The organism is Algoriphagus locisalis (assembly GCF_900116615.1).
Taxonomy (GTDB): Bacteria; Bacteroidota; Bacteroidia; order Cytophagales; family Cyclobacteriaceae; genus Algoriphagus; species Algoriphagus locisalis.
Genome location: NZ_FPBF01000010.1, coordinates 1 through 13,956 on the forward strand (window position 1 = coordinate 1; position 13,956 = coordinate 13,956).

At 42.8% G+C, this 13,956-nt stretch carries 8 protein-coding genes; 2 read left to right on the forward strand and 6 right to left on the reverse strand.

The features are described 5' to 3' along the window. The 6 genes from BM386_RS21515 to BM386_RS21540 all read right to left on the reverse strand — a co-directional run. On the reverse strand, window positions 1-337 hold a 337-nt coding region (locus BM386_RS21515), incomplete at its 3' end, for a transposase family protein (protein WP_139235957.1). Window positions 338-966: 629 nt separating this feature from the next. Then, window positions 967-2,490: a RagB/SusD family nutrient uptake outer membrane protein gene (locus BM386_RS21520; RefSeq protein ID WP_091697977.1), complete on the reverse strand. Its 1,524-nt coding sequence runs from the start codon at window positions 2,488-2,490 to the stop codon at window positions 967-969. Window positions 2,491-2,508: 18 nt separating this feature from the next. Then, on the reverse strand, window positions 2,509-5,619 hold the full coding sequence (locus BM386_RS21525; protein WP_091697978.1) for a SusC/RagA family TonB-linked outer membrane protein: 3,111 nt from the start codon (window positions 5,617-5,619) through the stop codon (window positions 2,509-2,511). 241 nt (window positions 5,620-5,860) lie between these two features. Further along, window positions 5,861-8,791 carry a triple tyrosine motif-containing protein gene (locus BM386_RS21530; protein ID WP_244545591.1) on the reverse strand — a complete coding sequence of 977 codons (2,931 nt, stop codon included), beginning with the start codon at window positions 8,789-8,791 and terminating at the stop codon, window positions 5,861-5,863. 826 nt (window positions 8,792-9,617) lie between these two features. Further along, window positions 9,618-10,157: a hypothetical protein gene (locus BM386_RS21535; protein ID WP_139235958.1), complete on the reverse strand. Its 540-nt coding sequence runs from the start codon at window positions 10,155-10,157 to the stop codon at window positions 9,618-9,620. A 5-nt stretch (window positions 10,158-10,162) separates the two neighbouring features. Next, window positions 10,163-11,386, reverse strand: coding sequence for a hypothetical protein (locus tag BM386_RS21540; RefSeq protein ID WP_091697982.1), 1,224 nt, complete (start codon window positions 11,384-11,386; stop codon window positions 10,163-10,165). Window positions 11,387-11,622: 236 nt separating this feature from the next. Here BM386_RS21540 and BM386_RS21545 point away from each other — a divergent pair, with 236 nt between their 5' ends. Beyond that, complete coding sequence (locus BM386_RS21545) at window positions 11,623-12,894, forward strand: DUF4270 family protein (RefSeq protein WP_091697984.1); 1,272 nt, start codon at window positions 11,623-11,625, stop codon at window positions 12,892-12,894. Between the two features lie 4 nt (window positions 12,895-12,898). Then, window positions 12,899-13,888 carry a Kelch repeat-containing protein gene (locus BM386_RS21550; RefSeq protein WP_091697985.1) on the forward strand — a complete coding sequence of 330 codons (990 nt, stop codon included), beginning with the start codon at window positions 12,899-12,901 and terminating at the stop codon, window positions 13,886-13,888. Window positions 13,889-13,956 lie beyond the last annotated feature (68 nt).

Here is a 13,956-nt window from a genome sequence, read left to right on the forward strand (position 1 = left end):
TGCTGAATGCCTGTGAATCAAGGGCTGCGAACACTTTGCCCAGGACATCATGGGAAGGTATCCCATTCTTAAAAGGGAAGAATCTGCGAAGCCAGTCAAGCTTGGCACGACCAAAAAGACTGATGGTCGTCCAGCTATCCATCCCGCTGACAACAGCGGCAATGGAAAGGAACAGGATTTCATCAAGAGGGTAAAGGTGGTTGCCTTTGGCTATACGTCGGGGATCTTTCAATTCTGAAAAAAATGAGGAGAAAGCCGGGTGTACTTTCTGGTCTAAATCTGGATTGGCCATTTTTTTGACCACTCCCAAAAATATCCAATAATTCTTAAATTTCAACGATTTTTAAAAGCGATTTCCCTGGAGCTCTAGGGCTCTTTTTCTTTTTTTAGTTTCCATGAACCTTCCCATTCGTAAACTACATGGAAGCTATCCGTAAGCATTCTTTTTTATAAAATCTATAGTGATGGCCTTTTGCTATAAAGGCGTATTTCTACTAATGAGCATTACGTGATTCTATAACCATTTGAATGTTGTTTTTAACTGATGCAAATGGTATTTATAAACTTCGGTCAATCAGATTTCCAGTAAGGAATTTCTGCTAGCCCAATAATAGGACTTACTATTTTTTCCATTCCTTCTTCCGCCAATTTAGCCTGATCCGATCACACAAGGCAAGAGCTTACGGCATAAAGCCCACGCACTTGTCTCTGCTGGTTTAATCCATATCCTGTTTCATTGTTCCACAAAAATGCAAAAGATTAAAAGGACTCAAAAACGTAAAATTGAATTGTTTGAAGGAGCTTAGACTAAGCTGAGCTACCCCACAGAATAATTCGATGAATTGTCACAGTGGACACACCATGATCGGAAAGCTGAATGGCTTTGCTGAACAGGAACACATATAATTCACAAAATCCTATTCGTATCAGCGCGAATAGGATTTTGTGAATTTTAATTAAGGATACTTATTTGGTGCCTCCGTATTCTTGGTTTTGTTCCATGAGCGTATTATCCAGCTCCAATAGTGGAATTGGTAAAATTTCATGTTTTCCGGCAACAAACCCCTTACTGGCCAATGCCTCTGCAGCTCTACCATTTCTGATTAGGTCAAACCATCTGTGGCCTTCACCTGCAAGTTCAAGACGTCGTTCCTCCAGTACCGTATCAATAGTGACGGGAATGGACGGCAATCCAACTCTAGCACGTACCGCATCAAGTAAGGCTTGGGCGCGGGAAGTATTTCCACCACCTCTTACCAGCGCCTCAGCTTCCAAAAGATAGGAATCGGCTAGTCTGATTTCGTAGATATTCTGGCGGAAATTAAGTTCCATTACCCCACCTCCGGTGGACCTGTCTTTCTGGCGACCTGCAAATTTTTCCAGAAAATAACCGGTATTGTTATAGCCTTTTTCATAGGTCACTGCACCTGCTTTTTCAAGGCTATCTAAGTCTGCAATCGTTGCAGATTTACGGGGATCATTCTCCATGGCATTATTCAGTTCAGGAGTGATTGTGAGAAAACTCCAGCCCGATACATAATCAGGGGCATTTTCTGCAATTGGGTTATAGCCACGTGGACCTACCATGATATTCAGGACATTTCCTTCCGTACAGCCCACACATCCCCAGTCACCATTGGAAGTATTGGTATGGGCAATTTCGAAAATAGATTCTGAGTTGTATTTGTTGTCCACTGCAAATAGATCAGCGTAGTTGTCCAGCAACTTATAACCATACTGGCTGGTACCGCCTGGAGTACCGTTTACCATTTCAAATTGTTCAGCAGCTTCTGCAAACTTTTCCTGTTGCAGATATACTTTACCTAGTACGGCTCTGGCCATTCCTTCGGTTGCCCTGCCTGCTTCAGTTTCCAGATTTACCTGGGCAGGGAGGTCTGGAAGAGCTGCCAGGATATCAGCCTCTATCTGGGCATATACATCCGCAGGGTTAGCCTGCAGCACATCGTACATATCGGCGGTCGAAACAGGTTCAGTGAAAAGCGGAATATTTTCAAACAAACGTACCAGATCAAAATAGAAGTAGGCTCTCAGGAACGTCGCTTCTGCACGATACCGAGCTTTTAGGGCCTCATCCATAGGTACCTGTGGAAGCTTCTGCAAAAGTACATTCGCACGGAACACTCCTGAGAACCCCTTACTCCATAGATCTCCCTGAGGACCTGTAGCTGGATCCAACGTGTAATTTGACCATACCTGGATGGAAGTGACATCATTCGGTCCACCGCCTCCGGCGAAATGGTCGTCAGATGCAGAATTCAAAGCCGTCAGCTTTGTGACAAAGCCACTACTTTGCATCCCTACTACATCATATACTGCTACCAATCCATTGAGCGCTTCCTGCTGGTTTTGGTAGTAGTTGGATTCCAGATCTGTTCCTCTTGGTTTGATCTCCAGAAAATCATCAGAACAGGAGCTCAAGGCCATTGATGCCACTAGTAGTGCAGCGAAATATTTTTTATGTTTTAACATGATTCGATTCAATTTTGATTAAAAACCTACGTTTACACCGACCATAAACGAGCGAGCCTGTGGATAGATACCACGGTCAATACTCATCACACCACCACCGATTTCGGGATCATACCCGGTGTATTTGGTGAACGTCAGCAAGTTTTCGCTCATCACGTAAACTCTTGCTTTTTTCATCCCTACTTTACTGGCAATGGCAGTTGGAAGCGTGTATCCAAACTGAAGGGTTTTGATACGGAAATAAGAACCGTCCTCTAGGTAGAAATCCGATGGATTGCTGAAGTTTTTGTTTGGATCCCCATCTACCAATCTAGGATAGGAATTGTTGTCACCTGCTTCTGTCCATCTACCCAAGGCTTCGGTCTGCCAGTTGGCAGTGCCAATATCCAGTCTTCTAAGTCCTTGGAATACCTGGTTCCCTGCTACGCCCTGACCGAAAAGTACCATATCAAAGGCCTTATAAGCTAGATTCAAGGTGAATCCATAGGACCAATTTGGGGTAGGGTTTCCGATGTAGTTCCGGTCTTTTTCTGTGATCTGACCATCTTCATCCAGATCTGCCCAGATGAAATCACCCGGCTGTGCATTCGGCAGGATTTGATTTCCGTTAGCGTCCACGTAGTTTTCCACCTCTTCGGTAGTTTGGAATATGCCTAAGTTTTGGAATCCATAAAAGGAGTTAGCCGCATACCCTACACCAGTACGGGTAATAGGGTAGGTGCTTGCCTGAAAGCTTTGACCGCCTGAAAGAAAATCAATGTTGTTCCCCAAGTCAGTCACCTCATTGTGCAGGTAAGACACATTGCCGCTTACACCTAGATTGAGACTGCCCAACTGTTTTCTATAGCCAATTTCCAGTTCCACACCTTTGTTCATCAGGTCAGCTACGTTTGCGGCAGGGTTAGAAATTGCGCCTACATAGGATGGGATTCTTGGATTTTGAAGGATGCCTGTGGTTACCTTTTTATACATGTCAAAGGTCACGTTGAAATCCTCAAATACCGTAGCTTCAAAGCCAAAGTTTGCCTGGCTGGTCTGTTCCCATTTCAAATCCGGGTTACTTGGAGCATTCGGGCTATATCCGATCAGGTAGCTTCCGCTGGTTCCGATCGCGTAGTTTCTGCCACCCCCAATGGTTGATAAATAGGCAAAATCACCGATGTTATCATTTCCGACCACACCGTATCCACCACGTATTTTCAGGAAGTCGATAAAGGTATTGCTAGGCCAGAAATCCTCCTGGGAAACTACCCAGCCAGCTGAGAAGGAAGGGAATACACCGTATCGGTTGTTTTCTCCAAATCTGGAAGAGCCATCCCGTCTCACCAAGGCTTCGAATAAATACTTTTCGTTGAAGTTATAGTTTACTCTGGCAAAAAGGGAGGTAACCGTGTGCCCGGAGCCTTCGGATCCTGAGGCCACTCTCTGGTCACTTGGTACATTATAGTTCAGAGAGGCATCCTCAAAATTGTCCACAGGAACATTGAAGTAAGTCACGCCAAGAGATCTACTGTTGTTGTCCTTATAAGCTCCTTGACCCAAGAGAACAGTGAAGCTGTGATCTTGTATGCTTTTGGTATAAGAGACCGTGTTTTCCAAGTTCCAGTCGAAACCTCTATTTTGATTTCTGGTAAAGGAAGTCTGGTTGGATACATTGGATCCGTTCAGGTAAAATAAGGGAGTGAAGGACTCATTTCCCCAGTAGGATAATTTTGCGCCTAAAGTGGATCTGAACTTTAAGCCTTCAATAGGCTCAGCTACCGCATAGGCATTACCCACTATATTGTCTGACCAGCCATAGTTTCCAAGTCTGGTCTGAATGTAAGCCAGTGGATTTACCATTTCCTGACCTACAATCGTAGATATCCCATAAGGATTGCCATTAGGGTCACGCACGATATTCGGGGAAGTATAAGGAGGCTGGGAAGCTACAGCTGGATCTGTGATCACAGCAGGGGTAATCGGATCCAAATTGATCGCTGAGCTTAACGGTCCACCAAACTCGGAGTTGGTGTTGCCTAAGCCCGTTGATTTGTCATGTGCATAGCCCAGGTTTTGGCCTACGGTAAGCCATTTGGACAATTTGTGCTCTGAATTGAGACGGATGTTAGTACGCTTGTAATTTGAGATTTCAGTAGCTACAATACCATCCTGCTGGAGATAGCCAAATGAAGCATAGAAGGTAGAAACTTCGTTTCCTCCGCTTACACTTACTTCATGGTTTTGACGGCGAGCATCGTTATTGAAAATCAGGTCTTGCCAATCGGTTCCTTCCCCATAGCTAGCGGGGTTGCTAAATACAGGGCTATTGCCTGCATTCACTGCAGATTCATTTCTCAGCGTAGCATAGTCGGTAGCATTTAATAGGTTCAGTTTTTTGGCAGGAGCAGAAGTGCCGTAATATCCATGGTAGTTTACCCGCATTTCACCGGCCTTCCCTTTTTTGGTAGTCACCAAAATAACCCCGGCAGCAGCTCTCGCTCCGTAAATAGCCTGGGATGAAGCATCCTTCAATACTTCTATGGATTCTATATCTGACTGATTTAAGTAGCCGATACCTCCATTATCCACAACAACGCCATCCACTACCCAGAGTGGGTTGTTATTTCCTAAGGTGGTAATGCCTCTGATCCGGATGGTGGATCCTGAACCAGGCTGGCCTGAACCGGCTGCTACGGTGAGTCCTGATGTACGGCCCTGAAGCGCCTGCTCCACCCGGTTGATCGGTTGGTTTTCCAGATCTGATGCCTTTATACTGGAAATTGCCCCAGTCACCACACTTTTTTTCTGGATACCATAACCCACAACCACAACCTCTTCCAGATCGCTGCTGGTTTCGGTTAGTTGCACATTGATCACGGATTGGTTTCCAACGAGAATTTCCTGGGAATCAAATCCTAGAAAGCTATATATCAAGGTGCTTCCTACAGGGGTATTGATGCTGTAGTCACCGTTGATATCAGTGACGGCTCCGTTTGTGGTGCCTTTTTCGATAATTGTAACTCCGGGGAGGACTTCCCCCTCCTGAAGTGTTACTTTTCCTGTGATTGTTACTTGTTGGGCATGCGCTACGCTAGCCATTAGTAACATACAGGAAAAGAAGAAAACAGTAAAGATTCTTCTTTCCATTTGAATTGGGTTTAAGTTAATTTGACTGATTAATTAGTTGTGGTTTTGATTTTACGCTAAATCACACTCTTCAAAGCTGGCAATCTATTCTTAAAGCAGCACTACAAGACAGTACTACATTACCCCTACAGAAATGTATAAATACCCGATTTTGGCATTTTGAGCACACTACATGACCACTACACTTTCTGATGGAAGATGGGCAGTAGTTGTTATGGGAATTGGGAGGGGGATCCTCTTTTTATCCAGAAGTAGTGGGAGTATTGGTTGCCTGTATTAAAAAATCATGAAGGTTTACCTCTGTGTTGATCATCAATTTTTTCCTCAATCTATAGCGGCCCACTTCCACAGCTTTGAGCGAAATGCTCATCAGATCGGCAATCTCCTTAGAAGAAAGATTCATTTTAAGAAAGGCACAAAGTTTAAGTTCATTGGCAGTAAGCGAAGGGAATTTTTCCTTTAGCTTGGTCAGAAAGTCGGAATGCACATGATCAAAATGAACTGCAAATCTGTCCCAATCGTCTTCACTCCGTTCCACCTCATTGATCAGGCGGATCACTTTTTTAGTGTCTAATGTCTCTTGGTTTTCCGCCATCAATTCCTCCTTTATTTTGGATAGCACTTTGCCCCGCTGTAGGAGCTGCATGGTGGAGGAGCCCAGTTCTTGGTTCTTGAAATTGATTTCTGACTGCAGTTTTTCATTTCTGAGTTGTACTATTTCCCGCTCTGATCGCTCCAGTGCCAGACTATGCTTATCTCTCAAGTGTTTTTGAATGAGCGTATGTTTTCGGTTTTGTCGTCTGAAAAACCAGATTATCACGCTCAGGAGCAGGATAGAATAGAGTAGGTACGCCCATATGGTTTCGTACCAAGCGGGTAATACGGTGAATTGAAAGCTTGTGATTTCTGATACGTTGCTGAGATTGTTTCGGGATTTTACCTCAAAGGTATAGGTGCCGGCGGAGAGGTTGGTGTAATCCTTTTCATTCTTAATGGTCCATTCACTCCAATCTTTATCAAAGCCTTTTAGCTGAAAGCTGAACTCCAAATTCCCCATCTGTCTAAAGGAAGTAGAAGTGTACTCAAAATGAATGGAATTCAGGTTATGGGGTAATTCAGGAATCTTAGTGTTGTAGTTCGCTACCTCCCCAGGGTGCAAGCTATAAATTATGCTGTCTTGGATTCCTATCAGGCTAACCTTTGCTATCCAGCTGGATGGAGGACTGACTCTTTTGCTATACTCTTCATAATTAATATGGATAAACCCTTTGTTTGAGCCGATGAGTATGTTCCTTGGGTCAATTGAATGGATGAATTCATGACCGCCAATGATCTGGTTATTGAGTTCTGGTAAGTGAATGACAGTAAACGGGAGCTTATCGGTGGGCAGATCATAATCGAAGACTCCTATTTTTTTATTTGAGACAAACCAAACATTTCCTTGCTGATCCTCTTTGAGGTATTGAATACTTTGATTTTTTAGGACTCCGTTAAATAGTTCTGAAGCATGGAACTGTTCAGCAGCAGAATCAAATTCGTATATCCCTGATTCTGTGGCAATCAAGATCCTGTTTTTTACCTCAAATGCGTAGTTGTAAAGATCTGAGGGAAGTCCATCCTTTTTAGTATAAATATTGGTTTTTTCTATAGAGGAAAAATCAGTAGAAAGTTGTTGGCGATAGACACCCCGATAGGGATGGGAGCCCCAGAGTTCTCCTGTCCTGAATTGCATCTTCAAGAAACGAAGTGATTCTGTCAGCTCTCCAACAGGGCCTAATACGTGGAGTCTTTTTCCATCGTCTTCGAGCGCTTGCATCCCTTTATAAGTACCAACGAAGATTTTTTGGCTTGGGTAAATTGCTGTGGACGGCTGAAAAATCCAGGTTCCTGTAGATTTGAAAATTGGTATAGACCTGTCTCTAACAATCTCAAAGGCGCCATTTTCGTGCCCCATTAACAAGCGGTTATTGATCTCCTGTATATTCCAAACTTGGCCCTCTGACCCCGGGATCAGTGAAAACTCACCTTGGGTCAGACTCATGTCACTTTCTTTGGATGACATGGAAAACTTGTACAGACCGTCTGAAGTCCCTAGGTAAAGCTGGTCCCGATGGATTAATGAGGAATATCCAGATACCCCTTTACTTGGGTCGGGCTGGATTTCTTTGATAGGGTTCTGAAAGTCGATGTAATCTATGCCATCGTCCAGGCCAATCCAAAGACCAAAATCCCTGTCCACAAAAATATTCCTTACATTATTGGTTTGGAGGCCATGTGAATAGGTGAATTGCTGCTTGAGTTTACCCTCTGCGTCCAGTAGTAAAACCCCAGAGGATTTCGTGCCTACTGCATAGCTGTTTGAATTGATTTGGGTTACGGCATTTACCCAACTTTCTTTCAGAAGCTTATCTACAGAAGTATTAAATGGTACGACAGTAGTTTTGTCCATTAAGAACATCCCATCCGCAACTGTTGAAATCAATAGCTTATTTTCCTTATAGGGAAGGATGCTGACAATAGGAGGCAGTTCAGGTACAGCCTTTCCGAAAACTTTTTTCCACACCCCATTCGAATATTCCATTAGACCGGCCTCTTTGTCCTGCGCAAATACCCTATCTCTGACCACGCCCAAGTACAACCATTCCACTTCTGAAGTAAAAACCTGCATTACATCGTTTTTGAAATGGAAGATTCTATCGTGTTCCAAAAAGAAGAATTCGTCTTCCCGCATTTCTACCTTCCAGATATCCGAAAAACTTCTGTCTGATTCCGGAATGAGGGGTTTCAGGGAGTGAAACTTAAGCTGCCCATTCAGTTCTGCCTGAAAGTATCCGATTTCATCCTGCCCACCAACAAAGAGCCTCTTATTGGAATCAAATTTCATTGAGCGAATAATAGTCTGATTAGGCAGTTGATAACGTGCCCAAAAGCTCCCGTTGAAGGTAAGCAAACCTTCATTATTGCCGAAGTAAATAACGCCATGCTCATCTTGGGTAGCACCCCAGTTTTGAAGTCCACCTGCGTATATCTTATTGGTGAAATTTTTGATATTGGGAGTAGCCAATTCAGACTGAGAAATCCCATCTAGAGTACTGGCAAAAAGTAGTAGAAATGTCAACAGGACATTTTTCATTTGAAATAAGTAACTATTGGTGAACAAGTTGTGCTCCATATTTCAGGAAGTAAGGATTCAAATAAACAGTGATTTCCTCACAAACAGCAACTTCCTTACAAAAATCGATTAACTAATTTTAACTACAAAGAATTTTATGCCTCTTATTCAATTGTTTTTAAGTAGAAGCGCAGGGTTAAGATAGGCATACCGATCGGACGTCCTACCCAGCCTGAGGATCTAGCAGAGTTTGTTGGGTTGTTGGACTCTCAAGGGACAAAATACCTCAGAACTGAATACATCATTGACGGGGGGAGGATCCCTACAATCCTGCTCTTACTAATTCGCAAAAATAATCTTAGTTATATCTGAACACTTGAAAAAATGAAAAATGAAATCCCGCAGGTAGTTGCCCAATTAATCGAAGTACAAACGCACTTTGACAGTACTGATTATGCCAGCTGTTTTTACTGAAATAGCCATTGTTTTTGAAGAGGGAAAAACTATTCAGGAAGAAGGCAGATCCAGGATTGGTTTGAGAAGGCAAATCAGGAGTATAAGATAAGCATGATCCCGCTGGAATATTCGGAAAGCGACCAAACACTGAAAGCTAAAGTCACAGGGCAGTTTCCCGGCAGCCCTATCGTGTTGAACTATCAATATGAATTTAATGACGGGCTGATTCAATCCCTGAAGATTGTCTGAAAATCGGACTTCAAGGGAGTTTGAGTGCCGAAGGAAGCTGGGTATAAGATTCATTTTGATAGATTTTTTACCCATTCCTTCTTCCCCCAATTTAGCCTGATCCCGAGGAATGTAGGGCTGCAAACCCCGAATAGATCAAAATAAATAGGCGTGAAATGTGATTTAAATCTCTATCCACTTTCTAGAAAAACTCTGTAGGTGGTCCACTCATGGGCATTGGGCTCTTTGGCTTCATTTTTTTATGTTGTTTGGAAAGGTACGTCTCCCATTTTGAATACTGTTTCTCATTCAAAAATCCCGCGACCCAATTGCTAAGCTGATGCTCAACTGCCTGAAAGGGTGGGGTATAGGGCTTGACTTCTCCTAGGTAGTTTTTTACCACACTTACTACTTCATCAAAGTCATTTCTATCTTTAATACCAGCTACATTTCTATGATAAGCATATTCAATCCCCTCCAATTCGACTTTCTTGAGATCAAATAAACTATCCGTCTTATCGGAATACCATGAAACTATCCGCTCCAGCTTTTTATACTCCGGTGACTGATTCTTGACATGAATGCGCTTTGCAAGCACTTCTAGATCGAAATCAATAATCCCCAATACATCTTCTATCGGTAAATCAAAAAAACTGGACTCCTTCTGCTCTTTTACTTCAACTCCCTGAGCATAGCATAGATTAACTGCCATAAGAATCAGAATGGTTAATTTTTCTTTCATAAGTATCATTCAAATTTTCTTCGGAAAAACCAGGTGTCCCCGAAGGTGAAGTTTAGGGTAATAGTGTTGAGTGATTCTTTGGAAACAATCGAAGTCTCACCCATTCCTCGGTACTTATAACCTAGGCTTATCCTACTGGATCGATTAAGGGGAATACCTATTGAAGAGGTGACCTCATAGGCAGAGACTTTAGCTCCTTCCATCTGTATTGAACCGGTATCGTAATTCATTCCTAGCGAGAAACTCGTCTGACTGATGAGATTTGTTCCGAAATAATTTGGAATAAACTCGGCTCCAATGCTGTACACCTGATTGGCAATGCTGTACTCATTATCATCTGTAGGAAAGCCGTAGAGAAAATCTGCTCCGATGAGCCATGACTTATTCTGAAAAGAAAGTCCAGATCGGACAGTAGAGCCAAGCTCATAGTCCATATCGGTCTCATCCGCTACGTACAGTACTTCAGAAGTAGCATAGGTTTCCACTTGAGAATCTCCTGTCCCACTTAGCTTGGAAAACCATTGACCAGTAGTACCGAATGTCAGACTTCCATTTTCATTTTGCAGGAGTTCCACTTGGAATCCCGCTTCAGCACCAACTCCTGAATAGGAATTACGCCTTCTGTAAAGAAACCCTTCCGCATATTGATCCAGATAGCTCGTTTCTTTTTGAAAATTACCAAATAGGAAAGAAGGTCTTAAACCTACCGAAATCCTTGAACCAAGACTGGTAGCATAGTTCAGATAAACCTTGTTGATATTCCCCCAACCTTTAAATATCCTCACATATTTACTTGCAAAACCTTCAAAATAATAGGTATCAGAATAGCTATAATCCTGAACACCCACCGGACTAAGTCCAAAGGAAAGCGTTGTTTTAGGAGAAAAGCGAAACCACATGCTGAAGTGATTCAGATTGGAAAAGTTGTTGGATATCGTCTCATCACTGGTTGTGATTTTTTGCTGATTATAGGAGACATCCACGTCCAGCATAAATGTGTTGGATATTCCGATGCTATTCTGCGAAGCAGGATTAATGGTATTCAAAAAGTAAGGCGAGCGTACCCCAGCACCTACTGCGCCCAGCCTTTTGGCCAAGCCATAATTATCGTAGGTGGGCAATCCCAAGCCTATCGTCGAATACAGTGACCCATGACCCCGCTGAGCTAGGGTCGGAGTGATTGACATCAACCAAAAGAGAATCATCAAACCTGGAAAGTATTTGATCATGCGTGATTTTTTGCTTGCAAGCTAGAAACCGCCTAGCAAGCCAAACATGATTATAGAAGAACACGCGGTTTCTATAGACCAAAAGGTATTTTGTTACGAGGAGTATGCATTTTTTCCAGAAAGCTGAACAATGCATTTGGTAGAGACTATATGCGTATTCCTCTAGGAAATCGGGCAGTTGTTCTAGTATTCTTTCAGGGGCATTAAAGCTCAGGTAGTTTTGAAACAAAAAATTAATGAAGTCCAGAATTACTTTCTGCTTATTTATTTTGATACTCAGCTCATGCTATGAAAATAGCTTTTTAGATGAAATACCCGAAGTAGATCTCGAGGATGATTTCAACATCCAAAAAGTTGAATTTACTGACATCTCTTATTCAAGCTATTTCCAGGACAGTATAGTGACTAGCACCAAAGAATCATTTCTGTTGGGAAATACGATTGATCCAACCAGAGGAGAGGTCAAAGCTAATCCCTATTTCGAGTTTAATATACAAAGTACATCCACGGGTTTTGATGATGAAACTATCTTAGATTCAGTAGTATTTGTGCTAAAAATAGATAACTCCCATTATGACACGCTACCGGAATTTGACCTACATATCTATCAACTCGAAGAGCGGCTAGCATATCAAAATGACGACGATGTCTTTTACGATTTTGAGTCATTTCCCACCAATAGTGTTCCCCTAGTCAGTAAAAGAATTCAATACATCCCTTTCCAAGACTCTATTAGAATCACCCTTCCTATGGAATTTGGGCAGGACTTATTTGAAAAAGTACGGGGTTCAGAAAAGCTGTTCGAGAGTAATGAGGATTTCCTAGACTATTTTCCCGGGTTTATGCTTGAGGTTGCCGGCTCTAGCCCGCTCATGCTTGTATCGAAGGAGTCTTATATTTCCTTTTATCATAAGCCTCCTCTAGAGCTTTTGGAAGAGGATGAAGAATATCAGATTCCGATAGGCGATGCCTCGTTGGGATTTTCACACATAGAAGTAAATCGAGCAGGCACTCCATTTTCAGAGGCTCAAGACTATGTTCAATTTCCAGCTTCAGAAAGTCAAAACATGGCTATTGCTGATGAATTGGGATATTCAGCTGTCCGGATTGACTTGGGAGATCTTACCTATATCGAAGACGTTCCGCATGATTTATATATCTCCGAAGCAAATCTTTACATCCCGGTCAAAAAAGGCACCTACGATGGTAGTCTCAACCAGCCCCTGCAACAGCTTGATGTCTATGTCATAGACAAAAACAACAATACAAAATCCTACCTCTCGCAAGCTACTTTGGCAAGTTTTGATGAGGTCTTTCAGGAAGCAACTTACTTCATAATACCCATCAATGACTTTGTAAGAAGTCAAATTTCAGGAAGCAGGCAAACCGATGGGCTCTGGCTGGAAGTCTCCCCAGGATCTACATTCAATATGGGCTACCTGGTAGTGGGAGACAACTCCTCGAGTTATAAATCAAAATTAGAAATCACACTTATCCCATTAAACTAATATTATGAAAAAAGTAAACCAGCTTTTATCAACCCTAGCAGCATTGGTAATGCTCGGGCTTTTCTTTTCCTGCCAAGAATCCGAAGACACTACTACAGAAGGAAATTGGGTGCGAAGGTCTTATTTCGATGGAAGCAATCGCTCCAATTCTTCCTCCTTCACCGTAGGAAGCAGACACTTCGTGGTGGGTGGCTATACAGGTGATGATTACATGAGGGACTTATGGGAATATGATGCTTCCGCCGATGCATGGACCCGACGAGCTGATTTCCCAGGCACTGCAAGATCAAATGCCGTCGCATTCGCCATTGATTCCAAAGGCTATTATGGAACAGGCTACGATGGCAGAAACAAACTCGGAGACTTCTGGTCTTATGATCCAAACTCGGACACATGGACTGAAGAAGCAGCCTTCCCCGGAACAGAGAGGTATAGTGCATTAGGCTTTGCACTGAACGGAAAAGGATACATAGGTACTGGATTTGATGGAAGTGAGCAAAAGGATTTTTGGCAGTATGACCCTAACACGAAAACCTGGAACTCCTTTATAAGCATGGGGGGTGCCAAGCGGTCTGGGGCATTTGTCTTTGTAATCAATGACGTTGCCTACATTGGAGGAGGAATCAACAATGGCATTTACGAATTTGATTTCTGGGCATTGGATGGCACTACAGAATCTTGGTCTCAAAAAGAGGACTTGGATGAAGATGACAACTACACCATCGTAAGAAGCGAAGCGGTGGGCTTTAGCATTGGCCCAATGGGCTACCTTGCCACCGGGTCTCAAGGTTCACTAGTGAGTGCTACATGGGAATATGATCCAGTTTTGGATGATTGGGAAGACAAGACAGATTTTGAGGGAACTGCTAGAAGTGGAGCCTCTGTCTTTTCTGATGGCGATAGAGCATTTGTCTTATTAGGAAAAAGTTCCTCCCTAAGGTTTGATGACATTTGGGAATTCCTGCCGTTCGAAGAATCTGATGAAGACGATTGATAGCTTGGTTAATTGGGACAGCATAAAACTTCGCTACAGTAATTGAACTTTAAGAAGATGCATTTTAA

Excerpts from the sequence above, each read along its gene's own strand:
- BM386_RS21520 (WP_091697977.1), bottom strand. The coding sequence starts at position 2,490 with ATGTTAAAACATAAAAAATATTTCGCTGCACTACTAGTGGCATCAATG.
- BM386_RS21525 (WP_091697978.1), bottom strand. The coding sequence starts at position 5,619 with ATGGAAAGAAGAATCTTTACTGTTTTCTTCTTTTCCTGTATGTTACTA.
- BM386_RS21530 (WP_244545591.1), bottom strand. The coding sequence starts at position 8,791 with ATGGAGCACAACTTGTTCACCAATAGTTACTTATTTCAAATGAAAAAT.
- BM386_RS21535 (WP_139235958.1), bottom strand. The coding sequence starts at position 10,157 with ATGAAAGAAAAATTAACCATTCTGATTCTTATGGCAGTTAATCTATGC.
- BM386_RS21540 (WP_091697982.1), bottom strand. The coding sequence starts at position 11,386 with ATGATCAAATACTTTCCAGGTTTGATGATTCTCTTTTGGTTGATGTCA.
- BM386_RS21545 (WP_091697984.1), top strand. The coding sequence starts at position 11,623 with ATGAAGTCCAGAATTACTTTCTGCTTATTTATTTTGATACTCAGCTCA.
- BM386_RS21550 (WP_091697985.1), top strand. The coding sequence starts at position 12,899 with ATGAAAAAAGTAAACCAGCTTTTATCAACCCTAGCAGCATTGGTAATG.